The 21,163-nt window shown below is 35.8% G+C and carries 16 protein-coding genes, 1 tRNA gene and 1 other RNA gene; 10 read left to right on the forward strand and 8 right to left on the reverse strand.

The features are described 5' to 3' along the window. The first annotated feature begins 44 nt into the window (after window positions 1-44). Window positions 45-287, forward strand: coding sequence for a hypothetical protein (locus ASG22_RS10260; protein ID WP_131726183.1), 243 nt, complete (start codon window positions 45-47; stop codon window positions 285-287). Between the two features lie 12 nt (window positions 288-299). On the opposite strand, the gene ASG22_RS10265 is transcribed toward ASG22_RS10260, so the two are convergent. The 3 genes from ASG22_RS10265 to ASG22_RS10275 form a co-directional block, all read right to left on the reverse strand. Next, window positions 300-2,840 carry an alpha/beta hydrolase family protein gene (locus ASG22_RS10265; protein WP_055983756.1) on the reverse strand — a complete coding sequence of 847 codons (2,541 nt, stop codon included), beginning with the start codon at window positions 2,838-2,840 and terminating at the stop codon, window positions 300-302. After that, window positions 2,827-4,113 (reverse strand): RagB/SusD family nutrient uptake outer membrane protein, encoded by a 1,287-nt coding sequence (locus tag ASG22_RS10270; protein ID WP_238586896.1) that lies wholly within the window; start codon window positions 4,111-4,113, stop codon window positions 2,827-2,829. Before ASG22_RS10270 ends, ASG22_RS10265 begins: the two co-directional genes overlap by 14 nt. Before the next feature lie 129 nt (window positions 4,114-4,242). Beyond that, window positions 4,243-7,368 (reverse strand): SusC/RagA family TonB-linked outer membrane protein, encoded by a 3,126-nt coding sequence (locus tag ASG22_RS10275; protein ID WP_055983762.1) that lies wholly within the window; start codon window positions 7,366-7,368, stop codon window positions 4,243-4,245. Between the two features lie 672 nt (window positions 7,369-8,040). Here ASG22_RS10275 and ASG22_RS10280 point away from each other — a divergent pair. Beyond that, entirely contained in the window at window positions 8,041-8,289 is a 249-nt protein-coding gene (locus tag ASG22_RS10280; RefSeq protein WP_055983765.1) for a helix-turn-helix domain-containing protein, read from the forward strand. Between the two features lie 55 nt (window positions 8,290-8,344). Here ASG22_RS10280 and ASG22_RS10285 read toward each other — a convergent pair whose 3' ends face one another. From ASG22_RS10285 to ASG22_RS10300, 4 genes are read right to left on the reverse strand one after another with little or no spacing between them, the layout of a single operon-like run. Beyond that, window positions 8,345-10,039, reverse strand: coding sequence for a response regulator (locus ASG22_RS10285; RefSeq protein ID WP_055983768.1), 1,695 nt, complete (start codon window positions 10,037-10,039; stop codon window positions 8,345-8,347). A gap of 1 nt (window position 10,040) precedes the next feature. Further along, window positions 10,041-10,703, reverse strand: a complete 663-nt coding sequence (locus ASG22_RS10290; protein WP_055983771.1) for a hypothetical protein — start codon at window positions 10,701-10,703, stop codon at window positions 10,041-10,043. After that, the gene (locus tag ASG22_RS10295; protein ID WP_055983774.1) at window positions 10,700-11,908 is read right to left on the reverse strand and encodes a hypothetical protein; all 1,209 of its coding nucleotides are present in this window, start codon (window positions 11,906-11,908) and stop codon (window positions 10,700-10,702) included. The genes ASG22_RS10290 and ASG22_RS10295 overlap by 4 nt, the downstream gene beginning before the upstream one ends. A 46-nt stretch (window positions 11,909-11,954) precedes the next feature. Then, window positions 11,955-13,235 (reverse strand): reverse transcriptase family protein, encoded by a 1,281-nt coding sequence (locus ASG22_RS10300; protein WP_055983777.1) that lies wholly within the window; start codon window positions 13,233-13,235, stop codon window positions 11,955-11,957. Between the two features lie 699 nt (window positions 13,236-13,934). Between ASG22_RS10300 and istA the strand changes: the two genes are divergently transcribed. From istA to ASG22_RS10320, 4 genes are all read left to right on the forward strand, one after another. Next, on the forward strand, window positions 13,935-15,488 hold the full coding sequence (istA, locus tag ASG22_RS10305; RefSeq protein WP_055983780.1) for an IS21 family transposase: 1,554 nt from the start codon (window positions 13,935-13,937) through the stop codon (window positions 15,486-15,488). After that, window positions 15,482-15,967, forward strand: coding sequence for an ATP-binding protein (locus tag ASG22_RS10310; protein ID WP_238586931.1), 486 nt, complete (start codon window positions 15,482-15,484; stop codon window positions 15,965-15,967). Before istA ends, ASG22_RS10310 begins: the two co-directional genes overlap by 7 nt. 84 nt (window positions 15,968-16,051) lie before the next feature. Next, window positions 16,052-17,518 carry a hypothetical protein gene (locus ASG22_RS10315; protein ID WP_131726184.1) on the forward strand — a complete coding sequence of 489 codons (1,467 nt, stop codon included), beginning with the start codon at window positions 16,052-16,054 and terminating at the stop codon, window positions 17,516-17,518. A gap of 649 nt (window positions 17,519-18,167) precedes the next feature. Beyond that, window positions 18,168-18,698 (forward strand): antirestriction protein ArdA, encoded by a 531-nt coding sequence (locus ASG22_RS10320; RefSeq protein ID WP_055986743.1) that lies wholly within the window; start codon window positions 18,168-18,170, stop codon window positions 18,696-18,698. Window positions 18,699-18,878: 180 nt separating this feature from the next. Here the strand turns inward: ASG22_RS10320 and ssrA are convergent. After that, window positions 18,879-19,277: a transfer-messenger RNA gene (gene ssrA / locus ASG22_RS20755) on the reverse strand. A 239-nt stretch (window positions 19,278-19,516) separates the two neighbouring features. Here ssrA and rpsU point away from each other — a divergent pair. The 4 genes from rpsU (at window position 19,517) to ASG22_RS10340 (ending at window position 21,157) form a co-directional block, all read left to right on the forward strand. Beyond that, entirely contained in the window at window positions 19,517-19,714 is a 198-nt protein-coding gene (gene rpsU, locus ASG22_RS10325; protein ID WP_055983788.1) for a 30S ribosomal protein S21, read from the forward strand. 82 nt (window positions 19,715-19,796) lie between these two features. Beyond that, window positions 19,797-20,684, forward strand: a complete 888-nt coding sequence (locus ASG22_RS10330; RefSeq protein ID WP_055986746.1) for a tyrosine-type recombinase/integrase — start codon at window positions 19,797-19,799, stop codon at window positions 20,682-20,684. Then, entirely contained in the window at window positions 20,681-20,971 is a 291-nt protein-coding gene (locus tag ASG22_RS10335; RefSeq protein WP_055983791.1) for an HPF/RaiA family ribosome-associated protein, read from the forward strand. The genes ASG22_RS10330 and ASG22_RS10335 overlap by 4 nt, the downstream gene beginning before the upstream one ends. Before the next feature lie 112 nt (window positions 20,972-21,083). Continuing rightward, window positions 21,084-21,157 (forward strand) — tRNA-Thr (locus ASG22_RS10340). The last annotated feature ends 6 nt before the right edge of the window (window positions 21,158-21,163 follow it).

The following is a 21,163-nucleotide window of genomic DNA, read 5'->3' on the forward strand; positions in this document are numbered from 1 at the left end:
CAAAATCCATATTTATTATGAAAAATTTGTTTTTATCTGCTTTTGTGGTACTGATCGGTACCGGAGCAGCGTTTGCAAGCAATGCAGACAAGAGTAAAAAGAGTGCGATTGTTGACGGACATTACTTCGACAACAATTTGAATCAGTGTGTCAGCGCACAAATTGACTGCAGTACGATTGATACCGGTCAGATGTGTACATGGGGCGCCGTTGGATCAGAGATCGTATTGAGAGAAGCCGGCGATACATCTTGTGGTAATCAGTTATTTAAGGCTCCACAGCCGTAATTAAAGAGGACGCTATAAAGCGTCCTTTTTCATTTGTTTACTAATCCACTGAACCTCTTTTTGATCCCTTAAAAAATAATCCCACCATTCCATAGAGCGGAAAGTGATATCTTTATTATTCTCCGGAGTTTCATAGAAAGTATGATCTCCGCTTTCGTAGAACAGGGCAATTACTTTTTTATCAAATCTTTTGAGTCCCATATAAAATTCCATGGTCTGGTCCCACTGTACATTTTCATCTTTCTTTCCTGTCCATAAAAGAATGGGAGCCTTCACCTGATCGACATAGTGAATCGGACTGTTTGTAAAATACCTTTGTTTATCTTCTGCAAAGGAAACACCCATTTCATACTGACCGGTCTCTATGCGCCATATCTGTGGAATATTGGTATTGTAGTTGTATGAAAAATAATTCCTGATCAGATCGGAATGGGCAGAACCCGAGATAAAAGCGGCAAATCGGTTAGACTGAGTGGCAATAAAATTGGTCTCGTACCCGCCCATCGAATGTCCTGTCAACCCTAATTTCTTCCAGTTGATATTGGGATGGGCATTCAGAGCATTCAGAGCAGAATCCACGCAATCCAATGCTGACCTTCCAGCCCCTTTATTTCCATAGACTATATCCGGAAGATAAACGAAATATCCTTTTTTCAACAGTGCTCTCAGGTCAAAACCTACATCATCTCCCCGATGGTGATACAGATTGGAATCTGTACTTCTGATCTGATAAATGTGAACAATCATGGGATATTTTTGAGTAGCATCATAATTGACCGGATAATAAAGCAGACCCCGTAAAGAAATATCCTGGCTGTTGCTGAATCGAATGATATCCTGTCGGATATTCTTTGCATCTAGATCTGCAGTATTTCCTGCAAAGATAACATCCTTCTTTTTGCTTCCTGAATCAGAACAGAAAAGTCTTGGCGGCAGATTGTAATTCTCTTCAATGGTATAGATCATCTTTTGATCTTTTGTCAGTCTTATCTCACTTATTCGATTGGGAGTATCAGCCAGCAGCGCAGTATATCTACCATTTTTATACAACCCATACGCAGTCTGATTGTTTTCGTCCCGCACGCTTAGAATCAATGACTGATCTCTACGTAAATTCCTGCTATAGATATGATACTCTGTATTTAAACTGCTTTGATCAGATGACAGAACAGAACTTCTCAAACCTTCCGTGCCTTTGACCACAGAAAGTTGCCTTTTTCTGATATCATATTTCCAAAAGCCCTCATTGCTCTCAAAGAAGATATTTTTAAATATACTGTCATAGACCGGTTTTTTTAATTGTTTACCTCCGATTGCAATGGATTCATCTGTGTCGAAGTCATAAAAAAACCACGTATCCTTTTCTGAATTATAGCTGATCACCGATGAGCCGTCCCCTGCAGCAATGGTTTCAAGGGCATGATTAAATATTGCTTTCGATATTTTATGTTTCACATCATACACATACAGCGTCGGCAGTGGAACTCTTGTCCGGTAATTAAAATTAACGCGTGGGTTGAATGCCAATACCTGATCAGTTCGCTGCAATGATGCAAATATTGGAAATTGGCGGTCACCTATCTTGAGGGGTGTATGATCCTTCTTTTTCCATAGATAATAATCATGCACCGTTATATATCCGTTGCGTTTAGCTTTAAGGTCACCGTCATTGCCATACCATATTTCGGGAACTGTTCTCCCGGGAACTTCCTTTCTCCATACATCAATCCAGAGAGAAGTTCCATTTTCCAGTTCGTTGACGTCAAGCTTTAAAAAAGATCCTGAATCCCCAACGAAAAATGATTTTCTCTCACGGGTCTTAACATCAATAAAAAGCAGCTGAATCTCTGATTTTACCCGATCCTTCTCTGTCATCATCAGATACGATTGACGCTCCGTCAACTGTATCCTTTCCACCTTGCTGTCTTTTCTGTACAATTCCACAGGCAGTTTTCCTGAAAAATCTGTAATGACGGTGGTTAAGGATGAAGCATCCGATTTGCTATCAGAGGGTTGACCGATGGTTTTTACTTCCGATATTCCAATCAGGATCTTTACTTTATCCGTCACTACCCTGTTGATTCCTGAATAATGATTAAGAAGCACACCGTCGTAATCGTAGACTGACAGAACCTTGTCACTGCCCAAAATAAAAAAAGTCTTTTGATCTTTCAGAACACCTGCCTGCTTTAACTGATTAAATTCTTTTCTTCGTTGAGTGGTCAGATCAATGAGCATTGCCTTACCCGTACCCGTTACAAAAAGATAATGATTGTTCAGAAAAGAGACCGCAGTACTGAAACCTCTTAATTTTAGTACGGGAATCTCTTTCTGACGGGAGTCGAAGACCAGCAGTGAGTCAAGCTCCCTTCCATAGAGCTTGCTTACCGCTGACCATCGCCCACCCTCTGAAGCGGTCAGATTTCCTAAAGTAAAATAAGAAACAGCATCTGCTGAATCGCTGACCTTCTTTGCCGCATAAACATTCCTGCACAGGCAAAGAAGCAGGAGCAGCACCAACCCTAAAATTTCTCTGATATTAGTAGCCTTCATTCTGTGGATTCAATTGGTTGTTGAGTAATATTTCTTTCTGCGGAATCGGCCACAGTCTGTGATAAGATTTCCAGTTGGTCTTTACACCATTCAGGCTATTGAGCTGATTATTTCTTTTGAGATCCATAAAGCGGTGCCCTGTCTCGGTGAAGAATTCTTTTCGGTTTTCCGTGAGAATTTCATTCAACATAATTTCTTTGCTGACAGACACACTCAGCAAACTGATACCTGCTCTTTGTCTGATGGCATTGATAAGAGGAACTGCTTCTGTAGTCTTATCCTGCTGAGCCAGTGCTTCGGCTAAAAGAAGATAGACCTCTTCAAGACGGAGCACCACGGAATATTCGGTGGTATTATTCGTTGTGTTCTTATATTTATTGACCCTATACCAGGTATTAGCACCGACCGTGACAGGCATGATCCAGTTGAGCCTCCTTTTATCTGCTGCATCAAAAATTCCATACAATGTCGGGGACAGCGCAGTATTTACAGGAGCAGCGTTGGCAAAGTAATAGCTCGACATTTCCTTTACCGGATCTGTATTATTTTTAGGTTTCAGCTGCCAGAGAATGTGCGTCCCTGTTTTTTCAAACACCTTGGTGATATCATTTTGAAACTGATACAGTGAACTCTGTCTGATCTCTTTGAGCACCAGCTCCGCTTCATTCCATTTCTTTTGGGTCATCAGCACTTTGGCAAGGTAAAGCTGCGCTGCCTTACGGTTCAGGAAAATTCGTTCCGTATTTCGGTAAGCATCTGAAAGCAGGGGAACTGCTTCTTTCAGATCACTTTCAAGACGTTCCAGAACTTCTGGCGATGGTGTTTTTCCGATGCTTTGGTTGATCAGGTAATTGGTGGTCACGGGATATGGAATATCGCCGTACAGCTGCTGGAGATAAAAGAAAAGGACAGACCGGATGACCAGAGCCTCCCCTTTTAAACGCTGTTTCTCAGCAGCAGGAAGCGAAACTGAATATTCAACCCCTTCCAGAATGGCATTGCTCATATAGACTTTCTGATAAGCATTCGTCCAATAGGTATTAATCAAAGGATTGGAGTCGATCAGGGTATTCTGATAGATTTCAATGATCCCTGTATTGGAGGTAGCCTGATAAAAATTCAATTCGTCGGTGTACAGCCCAAGAATCCTTCCGGTCTGATCTCCCGACAACGGAGAATTATCATAGAGTCCTGCATATAGACCTGATAAGGCGGCATTGGCAGTCTGTACATTTTCAAAGACCTGCTCGGCGCTGATCTGATTGGTCGGCATATCGACTTCAAGCATCTTATCACAGGACAGGCAGGTCGTCAGGACGCTGAGCATTCCTGTGAAGGCTATTTTTATGAATATATCGTTTTTCATTTTTCTTTTTTCTTTTATTTTAATCTTTAAGAATTCTTACAGGCTCATGGTTACACCAAACGCATAGGTCTTTAATGGCGGAAGAAAGGCTCCCGATCCTGTTTCAGGGTCGATCCCAAAGTAATTTGTAATGGTCAACAGGTTCTGACCCTGAATATAGACTTTGACATCCTTGAATACCGACCGATCACCCATCGGAATCTGATAGGTCAACTGAATATTTTTCAGTCGGATAAAAGAACCGTCTGAAACACTCGCATCACTGAGCTGCATTGTGGAATGCAGAGGGTTGGAAGCATAGTTGTACGGCATATAGAATCCGCCCGGGTTTTCGGGAGACCATACATTCAGGGCTTCAACGGGGAGATTGTTCATCTGTCCCGGAGAAGGCATCGCTGCATTATAGTTCCGGCTTCTCTGTTTCACGAACTGAACGAGAAAAGACAGATTAAGGTTTTTATACCTCAGCTGATTGTTCCATCCTCCAAAATAGCGCACCCCTAAAGATTCTATGATCTGTCTGTCCTGAGGAGAACTGATCTTACCATCCCCATTGAAATCCGTGAACTGATAGGCACCGGTCTGTGGGTTGATACCTTCGAGATGATACAGCTTGATAATATTCACAGGCTGACCGATCACATACGTATTGGCATAAGTAGACCCTTCAAGACCCGGAAAGCTGAGCAGCTTGTTTCGGGGAATGCTGAGGTTAAAACCTGTCTCCCATTGAAAACCTTTTCCACGAAATACCTTGAACTTTGCATCGGCTTCGAAACTGGTATTCCGAACTTCGGCATCAAGATTGGCATTCACGGTTGCAAATCCTGTAATCGCCGGAAGCTGATAACCTACCAGCTGATTGGTGGATGTGTTCCGGTAATACGCTGCGGTAACATTCAAGCGATTCTTAAACAATCCCAACTCAAGACCCAAGTCTGACTTCGTGGTTTTCTCCCAGCTAAAGTCAGGATTATACAATCTTGACGGAATGATTCCCGTAACGCCATTGTAGATGTTGGCGGATGAGATGGAGTATGTATTCAGATACTGATAATCTCCGATATTGTCACTCCCAGATGTTCCGAAACTTCCTCTCAGTTTTCCAAAACTCAGCCATGAAGAGTCTTTGAGCAGGTTCTCTTCAGAAAAAAGCCATGCCGCACCGACCGCTGCAAAGTTGGCAAATCGGTTATTGGGACCGAACCGGCTGCTCCCGTCTCTTCTTCCTGTGATATTCAGAATGTATTTTTTACTGAACTGATAGTTGATCCTTCCGAACACTGCCCCATAGCGGTATTCTGAAGTGATCTGATCACCGACGGTTCTGGTCTGTGCCGCAGCAAGGTTTTGAATAAAGACATTGCTCTCAAACCCACTTCCACGAAGTGAACTTGTCTTAGTGACATCCTGCTGATAGGTTGCCCCTGCCAATACATCCAGCTGATGTCTGCCGCGCTCAACTTTCCAGTTGATCTGTGGTTCCATAATATAGGAGAACTTATTGTAGTTCGACTTGCTGGATTGTGAAAAAAGACTGGACTGTCCTGAAAGATAGGCAGGATTGTTGATGGTATTGGGACGGATCGACCACTCTTCAAATGCCTGATAATTAAGTCCCCCGTTCAGTTTAACCCGAAAATCCTTAAAGAGTTCGTATTCCGTAGTGATGTTGTTCAGGAACTGTACATTGTCATAGGAATACGTTCCGTTATAGGAAGCTACAGGATTATTGAAGGTATTATTCTGCCAGTTAAGATTTCCGTCTGCATTGTACAAAGCGGGCGCAGTAGGTGGAAGAATATAGGCCAGTCTCGTAACATCCTCATTAATGACATTGTTCTTCTGATTGGAGAAACGATTGCTCATATTCATCTGAAATCGACGGTCAGTTGACCGGTGGCTCAGGTTACCGGATATGCTATTGGTCTTGTACTGAAAGTCTTTAGCATACACCGTGGTTTGTTCTTGATGACCTAGACTGACCAAAAAGTTGGTGGTTTCACTTCCTCCATTCAGAGACAGTCTCGTATCCGATGAAGTAGCATACTGACCGAGCAATTCTTTTCTCCAATTCCTATCCCCATCCATTCCCCATGCTCCGTTCAAGTCATAGGAAGTAGCAGGATAGCTTGTAAGTCCTGCATTGGTATGCGCCTGTCTCCGCATATTCAGGTACTGTTCGCCGTTCATCATGTCAAGGTTGGACAGAGGCCTGCTTAAGGAATACAGCGAATTAAAGGTCAATCCAACCTTACCTGATCTTCCTTTTTTGGTGGTGATCAGCACAACTCCATTCGCTCCCCTAGATCCGTAGATCGCAGTAGCATCGGCATCTTTCAGCACTTCCATGCTTTCGATATCCTGAGGGGCAATGCTGTTCAAAGGATTAATACTGCTTTGGGAAAGAGCTGAACCTGCAAACTGTGCAGTAACCTCCCCGCCTATCGGAACTCCGTCCACTACATACAGCGGAAGATTCCCATCAGTACCGCTGTTCAGAACAGTTCTCAAGGAATTCTGTCCCCTGATCTCGACCTTAAAACCTCCACCCGGTGTCCCTCCGTTTTGGATAATGTTCACTCCTGCCATTCTACCCTGTGCCGAAGCCAACACATTCGTCACAGGCTGGTTCTCAATATCCTTAGCAGAAATCTTGGCAATACTACCCGTTCTCTCCTTATCCCGAACCTTATAATATCCCGCATTCAACACCACCTCCTCAATCCCCTGCACCTTATCAGAACTAGCATCAGAACCAGAACCAACCCCATCACCTCCACTTCTAACAACCAACTCAACATTAACAACAGACCGACTCCCTAAAGAAAGTCTCTGCTCAGCATATTCAGGATGCCTAAAGACAAGAACAGCACTCCCACCTCCATTTCCATTTCCATTTCCATTCCGATTTCCATTCTCATTGCCATTCCCATCATCTCCGGAAATCTCCAACCGATAAACACCTTGAGAATTAGTAACAGCAGTCTGGTCACTTCCAACTTGAGAAACACTAACTCCCGAAAGAGGCAACATTTGATCTCCTTTTCCTACGGTAACCCTTCCCGTAACGGTTTTGGTCTGAGCCTGAACGAACCCGCTAACAGCGGTCAATATCAAGGCAAAGCCCATGCTTCCTATAGTATTATAGGATTTTTTCATAGTTTTGTAAAGTTTTTAATTAAACGATTCAATAATCAGTGCTCCTTCCTCAGTGTCCAAACTTAAGGGAAGGGGCATTTTTTTTATTGAATACTTTTCTTCTCAGGCTAAGCCTGCCGAAGTGCTATTTCATTGTCATCTATAATATCACTACCGAATTCATGTATTTGAAAACAAAACTTTCCTAAGTGCCTTTCAGTACAAAAAAAGACATAGTAAGGTCTAAACCAATGACCAAAAGACACCGGAAAGCATTAATTAATATGAATGAAAATTGTGTCCCGTGAAAGCTTAAAAAAAGCTGCAATAGGTTGTACACCCTACTGTATCATGTCAAGATACTCTATTGGTAAAGCGCGCCTAGAATGTTTTGTAGAAAAAGCAACGACATGAAAAGAAAACAGCATGAACTCTACAATATCCGAACTAGAGGTACTGGTATACCATGAGACAGATAAGAGAGCCCACGCCTAGGTCGTGAGCTTATACTTATCCTCTTGTCTCAATAAAATTACCAGTTTTCTAGTACAAGATTCTAAGCAATAGCTTCTAAAATTCGTTGAAGTATCGCAAAGTTACGCTACAGTAACCTATTTTACAAATATAACAATAATTTCGTATTGCGCACAGAAAACCGCACTATTTTTTTTCACTTTCATTTAATTTGTGATAATGGACGATGAAAAGGAAGTAATAGTTGCTATTTGCAAATATGTGTATACAAACTGGATTTCAAAAGCAAAATCACAGAGAGAGTTTGCGTCCAAATGTGATATAGAAGAAAGTACCGTTAGGAGAATAAAAAATATAGCGCTAGGCACATCGAAAAGCGATTACAATATGTCTGTAAAGACAATTGCTAAAATCTGCCGTAAAAAAGAAATTACCTTAGAAGAGCTATTTCAAAACATAAAGAAGTAAATCCTTATGATGTCAGGATTTACTTCTTTATGTTTAGGAATAAACACATTTAATACTAATTAATATTTTCTATATTCTTTGTTACAATGTCAAAAATATTTTGCAAATCTTTTTTAGTAATATTAATAGAATTGCCCGTAGTAGTATTAGAGTGAATAATATCATTCCTTTTTCTAATCATATCACTTATATTGGTTAGGCTACATGACAACTCTGCTAATGTATTTATGATTTTTTGAGTCCAACTTATAGTCCTTTTTGAAATCAGATCATTACCTGTCAAAATATAGATGTCAAAAGGTGATGAATATTCTTGTAAAAATTTATGATTTTTTCTAAACTTAAATCTGTATTCTCCTTTTCTTACAGCTTCAGGATTATCTATGTCTATAATTCTATTAGAAATATTTTCAAGTACGCTAAAAAAAATAGAAAACGACATTACATTCCCTGTGTTAGATTTATATTTTAAAATATTTAAGATACCAAATTCTAACCACTTTAAATATTCATCTACAAATTCTTTTGGAAGTGGACTTGAATGTTTTTTAAATTTTTTTCTTGGTTCGAGTTGCTCTTTTAAGAAATTATACTTCTCAAAATATTTTTTCAAAAAACTATACTGAAGGCAGATATCAATTGTTTTATATATATTTTCAATTAATCTTCCTGTGAATTTCTCATCAACACTATTTTCTGGTGATTCTTTCAGAATAAACCCATCAATACCAACATCTTGAAGCTCTTGTAAATTCCAAATCTTATTAGATGCAGAAAAAATTATAACTTGTATTCCTTTATTGTATTCTTTAATTTTTTTTAGCAACTTATAACCTGTTAATTTTTTTGGATCTGTTTCATCAAAATCACAATCATGCAATCTTAGATCTAATATTACTACATCAACATCCTTAGCTTTATCAAATGCTACCTCAACAATTTGATCTCTATCATTAATCTTTTTAAAATCCTCACCTAATGAATTAAAGTTCAAATCTTTACATATATCTTGGAAAATAGTCCTCCAACCTTTTTCTATTTCATCATCTATAAGCAATACAGTAGCATCACTATTAAATACTTTTTTTGTTAGTGTTTTGATTGGGGATATTGGATATTTTACACTTAAATATTTGTAAAATAATGATTTATTGATATTGTTTGAATTTTTTTTTAGCTCATTGTCTAAGTCTGCTGTTACATTAAGTACTTTTGACCAACGAAGAATTGACCATTCATTCGAAATTGAATGATGAGACTTATAACTTGTTGGCGGTTTAATATTAATTAGATCTATTTTTTCTAACGCTTCATTTCTATCAAAGTTTTTTACTTGATTTTCACTTATAATTGATTCGATATCATGAAAGTTATTTTGTGAATAATAAACATTAGGACATCTCAAAAAATAAGAATAATCACAATTCTGATAGAAAGAGGACTTCTCTTCAATTCCTAAAAGAATAATTTTAAAATTTAGTGGAATATCTAAAGAAACAGCATGAAGATACCACCTAATTGCAAAATCCACACCACCATACGACATTGAATTTTCAGGATCAAAAATAGTCGGAATAAAAATAAGTTCTGGAAAATTTTCAAAAGCAAAATTTTCAGGAAAATAATCCTCAAGCTTGATTAGAGAAAAATGTTCAATTTCTGTAATTTCTGAAAGTTTTTGCTTTATAATTTCATTTAATTCATTAAATCTCGTAATTCCTGAATAAGGTAAAAAATATAGACTCTTCATACTAATTTAATATTTTATCATTCATCCGTTGAATGCTTAGAAGTAATCGTTGTTTTTTTACTGGTAAATCTTTAGATGCTTTATCTTTTAACCATTCGAGCAGTCTCGTTTTATCATCATTTAGTTCTCTTTCTTTTAGCCTGGCTTCAACAAACTCAATGATTTCATACAAATCATTCGTACTGAGATCTTCGTCATTTCTTTTATCAAACAAATACAAAGTAATTATATTCTGTAGTTCTAGCAGTGAATTTAACAAGTAAGCGGTACCATTGACTAGCAAAGGAACATTCACTTCCTTATTTTCTTTATAATACTCTAAAAAAGTATAAATATTTTTATACATATCACCACTATTAATATTACCATTAACTATAGCATTCTCAATTACCAAACTATTATTAAGCCCACCACTAAAATATATAAAAGGTATTTTTTTCTCTATAAAATAGTTCTTAACGTCCTCGTGAGTAATATCAATATCTATAAAACTATATGATTGATGAAAAATAATAGCACTAGCGTCTGAAAAATTAGATGAAAGATATTCTTCTAATTCACTTTTTCGACAGTCAATAATTACTTGTTTTACAAAATCGGAATCAAGATTACCCTTTAAATAACTTTCCATCCTATCTTTTCGATCTTCAAATAGATAAATCATAAATTTTTCGTTTTATAAAGTTTCAATCTATGCTTAACGTAATCTACTTCATAGGGACTTATAGTAATTACATTTGGGGTTAGCAAATTATCACTTAAAGTAGTATTTTCATCTAAACAGATTATTTTGCAGTTTTCCATTTTTTCATGATTCTTTAATTTAGCAATTATTTCCCAATCAGCGACACTAAAAAGCATTTTTCTCACTTTATCAAAATCCCCTGATAAACCTAACAATTTAACATCACTTGAAATTGCTGACATATAACTATTAACATGAATTATTTCCAAACAATAAAATTCATCGTGGTCTTCCAAATCTACTTTTACTTGAGATGACTTCACTTTATTTAGTTGAATCCACTCAACGATTTGCTTTATTGCACCAAATAATAAATTTATGTCACAAAACAATTTAACAGAATGCCCAACATCATTAAAAGATTTTGTAAACTCCGGCTTAAAATCGACCCCTAATATTCCTCTAATTAACTTTCTAATGCGAATATTAAAAGTTAAATCTGCGTCATCAGTTCTAAACTCAATTATATGCTTAAATTGAGTAATATAATCCTTAAATAAATAACCTTCAAAGTCTACATTATATGGATGTTCATTCGGATGTTCTTTACACCATTTTTCAACATCCCTCCAAGAGAATTGTATATTACCTTTGCCATAAATATTGGTTTTGTTACTATCTCCAGTGTTAAAAATAAAATTTTTGACATTATGATAAGTAACATTATTAATATTCCATCCCGTAGCTATATTATAATCTTGATTTGCATTTTCAATATATTCCTTGTAATTAAATGGTTTTAATCCTTCAAGATTATGTGTAAACCATTTAAACTTTTCACCTATACTAAAATTATAAAGAAACTTTACCATAGTTTTTGGAGCGTGTATCTTTTGTTTTGATGAGATACCTGAATTACTTTGTAGATCTAAATTGTTAAGCAAAGTATTATCTTTAGTTATAATCTGGTAAGATTCCGAATTGAGAGATCGTAAATTTTTAGCAGTTTTAACAACAGATTTTATTTGAAGCCTTAACTCCTGAATTTCACTCTTCATTTGATCTTCATGTAAATTCAATTTTTGTAACTCTTTAATTGACAAGTGCCAGATTTGCTCCTTTTGAGAGACACTAATTTTTCTTGAATTTAATAACTCTATTATAAAAGATATTTTATTATTCATCTTTAAATTCCTCAATTAAAAATATGCGATTTGGATCTTTATATATTTATTTTTCATTTTTAACCTTTTGATTATAGTAAATCTCCATTGCTTTTTCTATTCCATCATTTTTCCAAATGTCAATAATGAAACTAATTGAGGAATGGGGCATTATTACAGAATCGAAACGATTTTTTAATTTCAAATAAGTTTCATTTTTATCACCTTTTACCATCTTTAGATATAACAATTTACCTCTTATAACCATTAGCATATTTGGTGTTTGTGAAGATGAATTTTTCTTTCCATCAATATAGTTACTCAAGAAAAGTGAGTATGATTTATCATATCCATAAGTTTCTAAATAATAAATCCATTGACGCAATTGTTTGATATATCTTTTAGAAACATTCACTTTATTATTTACTACTAAACCAGTTACCTCTTGACGATAGCCTTCTTTTTGTAAACGAACCTTGTCTTCTTGAATATGAAACTTCTCGTTGTTTATAATACGTCGAACTTCCAAATCAAATGTACTATTTTTCTCAAAAATTTTCTCGACTACCCCTAAGCCTTTCAGGTATGTATTATGTTTACCACTAAAAGTTATATCATCAGCGTATCTACTATAATTTAAGCCAAATCGTTTAGAAACGCCCGTTAATTGTCGGTCTAACCTTTCACATATTATGTTAGTAATAATTGGTGACATTGGTGATCCTTGGGGTAAAACTGAATTCTCAATATTACACCAATACCCGTCAATAAAACGTTCAACTTCCATTGGGGTACAGGCTAACCCAGCAATCATATTTGCAATTTTTTTTCTTTGTGAAGACGTATTCAAATTAAAGGGAGGAAATAATAACCTTCCCCAAATTCTCGATTTATCAATACTTGAAAAGAAATCTTTTAAATCAATATTATAAACATACGTCTGTCCAACGTGAATTTTTGCATTATCTACTATAGATTTACCCGGTACAAATCCTGTTGCAGCATCATGACAATCAAAAACACATTGTAGTATAATATTTAATGATTTTTGAAAATTTTTTAACCCAGTTACTGGAGCATTTATAATCCGCTCTTTGCCTGATTTTTTTTTTATTGAAAAAGAATTGTAAAAAAAGTTTTTTGAATTTTTAGTTAAAGATTCAGCATCTTTTTTATTTGTAGAATCTTTATTAATATAAAAATTAAGTTGTTTTTCTTCAAAATCAATCATTTTATCTTCATACTCAATCATCTTTGCCTTATTTAATAAGAAAAGAAAATCACTTTTACTATTCATTTTATCGAATAAAGATCGAATTTGACTTTTTTGTTCCTGAGTAAATTTCATTTATCTGTCAGTTAGAATCATTGAAAACCGTAATTTAATTCTTTCTTTATATAACAAAACTTAAAAGTTAAATAAAAATAAAAGCCGAAGATATTAAATGATTAAACGATATAGTAAAGATAACATCATTAACATTCAGTTTTGGACTACTCCAAAACCACCTGCCGATTTGAGCTATAAAATTATTTAACTCCAGCAGGCAAGTCTATCAGAGATAGACATTCAATTTTCAATTACGGTTTATCAATGAAAAATACTTTACAAATACAAAAATACGATTATTAGTGGAAAAGACGGTCAAATTGACCACTTAATTTCGGAGTAAATTGACCACTAATTTCGGAGCAAAGTGACCACCACTTTCCGGTCCAAAATGACCACCTNTGTGATGAAAGATGAAAATCTAATCGAAAATGCTCAGGAAATGGATTATCCGTACTCTATAATGGAAAAGACGGTCAAATTGACCACTTAATTTCGGAGTAAATTGACCACTAATTTCGGAGCAAAGTGACCACCACTTTCCGGTCCAAAATGACCACCTGTTATCTGGGTTATATTTGAGATAAAAACGACTTGATTTTTTCATGATGTTAGCGTCATACATTCGTTAAAAAAAGCGGATTATGGCAAATAAAATAACAGACACTTGATTTTTTCATGATGTTAGCGTCATACATTCGTTAAAAAAAGCGGATTATGGCAAATAAAATAACAGACATGAGTAAAATTAGAAAAGTCATAAAATTCTACAGTACTGGAAAGAGCAAGTTATTTATAAGTAGCTATTTATCCCTTTCCAGAAATACCGTTAAAAAATACATCTCATTATATGAGATCCTGGGCTTAAACCTTGACGCGATCAATGCCAAGACAGACGCCGAGCTGGAACTTTTGTTTTCCAATACCACCGTCCAGTCCATCAGCCCCAAACTACAATCCCTGTACGATTTTTTTCCCAAGATGGAACGTGAGCTCAAAAAGGTAGGTGTCACGGTAAATCATATGTGGGAGCAGTATCTTGTACTGTATCCTGATGGTTTTCAGAGTTCACAGTTCCGGCATCATTACAAGATCTGGGGCAAGCGTGTGAACCCGGTGATGCATATGAATCACAAATCCGGTGATAAGATGTATGTCGATTATGCAGGAAAGACACTCTCCATTATTGATAAAGAAAGCGGGGAGCTTAAAGAAGTTCAGTTTTTTGTAGCCATATTGGGAGCCAGCCAGTACACGTATGCTGAAGCCTCTATGAGTCAGCAAAAGGAAGATTTTGTACGATCTGTAGAAAATGCCATCCGCTTTTTTGAAGGCACACCGGCAGCGATCGTTCCTGATAATTTAAAATCCGCAGTGATCAAAAGCAGCCGTTTTGAACCCACCATCAATGAGACCCTGGCCGATCTGGCCGAACATTATGAAACGACCATCCTGCCTGCCAGGGCTTACAAGCCGAGAGATAAATCCTTAGTAGAGGGCGCGGTCAAGATCCTGTACAGAAGGATCTACGCCAACCTTCAACAGGGAGCCTGCGGTCTGGATGAACTAAATAGTGAGATATGGGATCTGTTGGACTCTCATAACAAACGCAAGCTCACAGGACGTCCTTACTCCCGGTATGAGCTGTTCTTAGAGGACGAGAAGCAGCAGCTGCGCCCACTGCCTGAGCATCGTTTTGAGATCAGGTACCAATCCTTTGCAACCGTGATGCAGAATGGGCACGTACAGTTGAGCCATGACAAGAACTACTACAGTGTTCCATATCAGTATATCAAGAAGAAGATCAAGATCCTATACACATCTTCCACCGTAGAGATCTACTACAAATACAACAGGATCGCAATGCACAGACGCAATTACAAGCCTTATGTCTACACAACCATTACAGAACATTTAGCCAGTACCCACCAGTTCGTTGCCGGATGGAGTGCTTCCCGCTTTATCGATTGGGCTAACAGTATTGATACCGCAGTGGGAGAATATATCCTCCAAATTATCGACAGTCGGAATCATCCCGAGCAGGCTTACAAAAGCTGCCTGGGGATACTGAACTTCGAAAAAAAAGTAGGAAGAGAACGATTGATAAATGCCTGTAAACGGGCATTGGATTTTAAGATCTACAGCTTTAAGACCGTACAGAAGATATTGGAGAACAATCTGGATCAGATGATCGATCCGGAAAAAGAAGAAAGTCCAGTATTGAAAGTGTCAACTTCGATGACACCCGCAATCTCGACCGTAATCTGGTAATGCGTCTTGCAGGATGTGAGTTCGTAGAGAAAAATGAGAATATCCTGATCACAGGAAGTACAGGCGTGGGTAAAAGTTATCTGGGAACTGCGTTGGGTTATCAAGCCTGTATCGAAGGCTTCAAGGTCAACTATTTTAATACTTCCAAACTGTTTGCCAAATTAAAAATGGCAAAAGCAGACGGATCATACCTGCGGGAACTAGCAAAAATACAAAGACAGGATGTGATCATCCTTGATGATTTTGGTCTTCAGGCTTTGGACAGTGCCAACAGGATAACCCTGTTGGAGATCATAGAAGACCGTCACAACAACGGATCCATCATTGTAACATCGCAGATCCCGGTGCAGGGATGGTATGATATTATTGGTGAAAAGACCATCGCTGATGCTATTCTGGACAGACTTATCCATCAGTCTCACCGACTAGAACTTCAGGGGGAATCTATGAGAAAGAAGAGAGGAGTTAACAGGGAGTAATTAATTATTATATTTGCAAGAGTTTTTATCAAAATTAAGGGTGGTCAATTTAAACCGAAATTACCTGGTCACTTTGAATTGGAATTGGGTGGTCAATATCACTGGAATTTACACTCTATAAATGATGATGATCTTAAAAAACCTACAATTAAAGATATTGCTGAGAATATAATTGCAAGAGAAATACATATTCAGGAAGAGGGCATTGAGTTTAATAGCATCTTATTTTTACCTAAAAAACAATATAATTTCGAACTAGAAGGTTGGAGATTCAATAGTTTAATCATTGGAGCGTCAAATAATTTATCGATTGATGGAATTATTATTGAATTAGATGGCTTGCATGGACATCATTATACTGATGAAAGTTACTTTTTGTCAATGCTGAATAATAATGGAAACTTAAATTTCACAGGTGAGATTCGTCCATTAATTTCAATTGATCGAAAATCAATAATATCATATCCTGATGAGTGTAATGTCTTGGCAGAGAAAATTATGCAAACATATACTAATCAAATCATTGATATTGCTGTTGAGCATATTATATCGGAGCTTTTTTTTAATGATAGAGATGCTTTAGAAGATATATGTGATTATTTTCTTTCAAAGATTAATTTGGAAAAAGGATATAAATTATTCATTGATAAAATACGCCATAGTGATATTGGAGATTGTGATTTAGGTAGTTTGAATAATGCAATTGATGAACCACTAACTATCCGAAGCTTTTTAGATGCCGAAATAGTTAGATTTAAAACACTAAATTTTTCAAATTATAATCGGTTTGTAAAATATCTTCTAAAATATAAATTTGATAATTCGTCGAAAATAGATGTTGAGGATAATATTATAATAATTTATACAGATAGGTCAAATGAAAATGATCGTGAAAATAACGAATCTATTGATGATGTTGCTGGATTGGGAGATCTAGCTTATAAAACGACTTTATGGAACCCATTTAATTCTGATTATGATATCATAACAAATTTATATCCATTATTACCTTCAAAATTATACAATCTTTTAGACTATGCTGAAGTCAAGGCACCAGCACTAAAAAAGTTTGTGCCTTATAGATATAGTTCTTTAATGGATGTTTTTTCTTTAAACCCATTTTCCGTTACTATTAATATGGAAATAGATAATGAAAGATTATATTCAAAAGAAGTATTTCAAATGTATAATTTAAAGAATACTAGTGGGGCTATGTCTTTTAGCGAGATAATTAATGAAAATGAACTGCAAAAAATTGTTTTAATGGTTTTTGTATCCCCTCACCCAATAAATAATGAGCAGAAAATAGCTATTGATTACTATAAAGATAGGGATCCTGATTATGTTAAAGGTATTGTGGAAGGATGGAGTATATTATTCACAACTGTTGAAAAACAGAATTTTGTAATATTACCTGGGAAGGTGAGTAGAGATGAACTTGTTGATAAATTAAGTCAGGAATTTTGGGATGAATATGATGAGTTTGAATTTATATTTACAGATGGATCAGTTATGAAAAAAATAACATTAGTAACTGATGATATATTATAAAAGGGTCCGTCTCACAACTAGTGTAAACGGACTTTTTTACGTTTTTTATCGACCCTCACTGATGGAGAATGGTTTTCGTACAATGGGATCTTAACCCATATCATAGAGTTATGAGACTAACTTTTTTTAAATGCAAATAAATTGTAAATATCTAAATAGGCACATGTATAGCTTGTGCCTTGATAACTTTAAAAAATAAATTATTATATAGGAATGCATATTTTTGGCAAATATATATCTTCCCATTTACCCCACATCCTAAATTTGGTATAAAAACTACCCCTTATGTCATATCTTAAAATTTTTGTAGCGTGTCGGGTGTGTATCTACTATACGGATTTCGTACCCCGTCAGCGAGGTTTTTTTCCAACCGCCCCCTATCAAAGATTTTTGTTTTTTGAAGGCTGTTTTTGTTTTCCTGCGCTCTGAGTTGTTAAAAAGTTTTTAACAGACGTTGATATTTTGGTTAAAAACTACTGTAAACACTTGTGTTTATGGGCTTTTTATTGTATATTTATACATCTTTACAAGCTAGTTTTAGCCTTGTGTCTTTGGGTACAAGGTTCAATATAAAACAAAAATGCCTAGAAGTATTGGCGTACTGCTAGGCGAATCAATAAATTTTAAATCACGCTTAAAACTTATTAACATGACAAATTTACGAAATTGTCTTGATACTGCGAGTATCTATGTAGGAACGTACACTAAGTATAACAATTCAAGCCTTTACGGCAAATGGTTAAATCTCGGCGGAGATTATTCGGATTATGAAGATCTTTTAAAAACAATGCGAAAACTACACAGAGATGAATCAGACCCAGAGTTCATGCTACAAGATTATGAAGGGTGCGAACTGTTTGAAAAACTCGGATTAATTGGTGAGTGTTATTTGTCGTCTGATATTTACGAAATAGCACAACAAATAGATGATTCTGGGCACGATCTCGAAGTTTTTATAGCTTGTATTGATTGTTTAGGAAAAATGGATTTCCAAAGCTTGTATGAATATGTAAACAATTCTTATTACGGCGAATTTTCTAGTGATGAAGATTTCGTACAATGGCTTTATGAAGATGATACTTTTAATATTCCTAATTGGGTTGTGATTGATTGGAGCGCAACCGCACGGAGCATAATGTATGATTATTTTGAGAGTAACGGACATTATTTTAAATCGTAATATATTTGCATCATTATAATAACTTATTGTATTGTTAAAATTCAAATAAGTTTAATTAAATTCAAACAGATTTAGAAAAGTACATTTCAAAAATTTGGGTACAATTTTGGGTACAAAAACAAAAAAGAGAAAATGCAACTATTTAAAATTCAATAATTTACAAATTCTCTTTGGCTTAAAAAGTGGAGTTGGAGGGATTCGAACCCTCGTCCAAACAAGCAATACATAAGATTTCTACATGCTTATTCTGCTATTGGTTTTCGACTGGAGGCAGAGAGCAGACACCCAACTTTCAGCTTATCTTCTGAGGTTTTCGAATTTTAGCCGAAGCAACTAAAATCTTATTTCTACATTCCTATATCTCAGAATCAAACGCCGTAGAACGGAGCATTTGTGAGACATCTTGCTTCCTTACTATCTTCGGGAAAGCGCTTGATCCTACTATGATTCGGATTAAGCTGCAAGAGCGAACTCTTCGTTGCCAGTTAAAATTTTGTAGCAAGGGATTAAAGAGATCGCGCTACGGTTCTCTGCATGCTTACTTACCCATTGATCTTGCTGTCGAAACCAGTCAACCCCATGAATAAAGTGAGTGCAAATATACAAATATTATTTAAATACCGTTAATATTGCCTGTGTTCTTGGTTAATTAAATCGATGTTGTTGTGAATGGGAATATACTAGAAAAGAATTAGTAGTTTTTATAGTAATGATGATTGGTAATTTTTGCTTTATAGTGAAATGTTGATTTGTTTAAATAAAATTTTGCGGTTTAGTAAATAATGATTACTTTTGCAATCCAAAATGAGATGTAATATATGTTAATAATTCCAGTAAAAGATGGTGAATCCATCGACAGAGCACTAAAGAAATATAAAAGAAAATTTGATAAAACAGGTACAGTTCGTCAATTAAGATCTAGACAAGCGTTTATTAAGCCTTCTGTAACTTTAAGACAAGCAAGATTGAAAGCTTCTTATAAGCAAAGAAATCTTAGCAAAGAAGAACAGGCTTAAGAAATTTTCTTAACCACATACTAATTCACTCTTTAAATAGTTTATATTTGAAGAGTGAATTTTTGTTTTTATACAATATATGATGCTTGACAAATTTCTAGAATATTTACAATTCGAAAAGAGGTATTCGCCTCACACAATTACAAGTTACAGAAAAGATCTTGAAGATTTTTCTCATTTTTACCTCGAAACAGAATCTTCCGAAGATATTTCCCAGGCAGATAAAAAGATTATCCGAAATTTTATTGTCAATTTAAGCGAAAACGGCATTTCCAAAAGAAGTATCAATAGGAAATTGTCATCTCTCCGCAGTTTTTATCTTTTCCTTTTGCGTTTGGGTGAAATTCAAGTTTCACCGACAGAAAATATTTCTTCATTGAAATTTTATCCCGAAAAACAGATTCCGATGTCTGAAGAAGAAATGCAAAAGCTTAATGATGAGGTTTTTGCTCAGGTTACCGATGTTTTGGAAAAATGCATCATGGAAGTGCTTTACCAGACCGGAATCCGTAAAGCTGAGCTTTGTGGTATGACTTTTGAGAATGTTAATTTAGGCGGAAACGAGCTGAAGATAATAGGGAAAGGGAATAAAGAAAGGTATGTTCCTGTTTCTGAAAATCTGTCAAATCTGCTTAGAAGTTATTTGGAAATAAGGAAACCGCAGACAGAATATAAATCATATTTTTTTGTCAACAGTAAAGGAAAAAAACTGACTGAAAAATTTGTCTATATGGTGGTTAATAAGTACCTTAGTCTTGTAACAACAAAAGAAAAAAGAAGTCCTCATATCCTTCGTCATAGCTTTGCTACTCACGTTTTGGACAATGGGGCCGAGATTTCTAAAGTGAAAAAAATATTAGGGCATTCAAGTCTTGCAAGTACCCAAGTCTATACAAATGCTAATATAGAACAATTGAAAAAAGTGTTTAATCAGGCTCATCCAAGAGCATCAAAAAAAGAAGAATTATGAAGATTACAGTACAGTCAATTGGTTTAACACCACACGAACCATTAGAATCACACATCGAGAAAAAAGTGAGTAAATTGGAAACTTTTTATGACAAAATTCAGGAGTGTAAAATATTTTTAAAAGTAGAAAATAACTCTGATAGAGCAAACAAAACTGCAGAGCTTATTTTAGCTGTTCCAGGTGATGATATCGTAGTAAAGAAGACAAGTGCGACTTTTGAAGAAAGTTTGGATATGTGCGTGGATACTGCTAAAAAGCTACTAATCAAGAAGAAAGAACTTGCTTAAAAAAAAAGATAAAAAAAGTCATTAAAAAATTTGAGAATTCAAAAAAACCGTTCTATATTTGCACTCGCAAAAAGGGATCAGTGTTCTTTTGAATTCTTTGTTTTTTTAAATTGCTTCCATAGCTCAGCTGGCCAGAGCACGTGATTTGTAATCTCGGGGTCGTGGGTTCGAATCCCTCTGGAAGCTCAATTT

Origin of the sequence: Chryseobacterium sp. Leaf405 (assembly GCF_001425355.1) — a bacterium.
Taxonomy (GTDB): Bacteria; Bacteroidota; Bacteroidia; order Flavobacteriales; family Weeksellaceae; genus Chryseobacterium.

Coding starts and splice junctions, on each gene's coding strand:
- ASG22_RS10265 (WP_055983756.1), bottom strand. CDS start 2,840: ATGAAGGCTACTAATATCAGAGAAATTTTAGGGTTGGTGCTGCTCCTG.
- ASG22_RS10270 (WP_238586896.1), bottom strand. CDS start 4,113: ATGCCGACCAATCAGATCAGCGCCGAGCAGGTCTTTGAAAATGTACAG.
- ASG22_RS10275 (WP_055983762.1), bottom strand. CDS start 7,368: ATGAAAAAATCCTATAATACTATAGGAAGCATGGGCTTTGCCTTGATA.
- ASG22_RS10280 (WP_055983765.1), top strand. CDS start 8,041: ATGGACGATGAAAAGGAAGTAATAGTTGCTATTTGCAAATATGTGTAT.
- ASG22_RS10285 (WP_055983768.1), bottom strand. CDS start 10,039: ATGAAGAGTCTATATTTTTTACCTTATTCAGGAATTACGAGATTTAAT.
- ASG22_RS10290 (WP_055983771.1), bottom strand. CDS start 10,703: ATGATTTATCTATTTGAAGATCGAAAAGATAGGATGGAAAGTTATTTA.
- ASG22_RS10295 (WP_055983774.1), bottom strand. CDS start 11,908: ATGAATAATAAAATATCTTTTATAATAGAGTTATTAAATTCAAGAAAA.
- ASG22_RS10300 (WP_055983777.1), bottom strand. CDS start 13,235: ATGAAATTTACTCAGGAACAAAAAAGTCAAATTCGATCTTTATTCGAT.
- istA (WP_055983780.1), top strand. CDS start 13,935: ATGGCAAATAAAATAACAGACATGAGTAAAATTAGAAAAGTCATAAAA.
- ASG22_RS10320 (WP_055986743.1), top strand. CDS start 18,168: ATGACAAATTTACGAAATTGTCTTGATACTGCGAGTATCTATGTAGGA.
- rpsU (WP_055983788.1), top strand. CDS start 19,517: ATGTTAATAATTCCAGTAAAAGATGGTGAATCCATCGACAGAGCACTA.
- ASG22_RS10330 (WP_055986746.1), top strand. CDS start 19,797: ATGCTTGACAAATTTCTAGAATATTTACAATTCGAAAAGAGGTATTCG.
- ASG22_RS10335 (WP_055983791.1), top strand. CDS start 20,681: ATGAAGATTACAGTACAGTCAATTGGTTTAACACCACACGAACCATTA.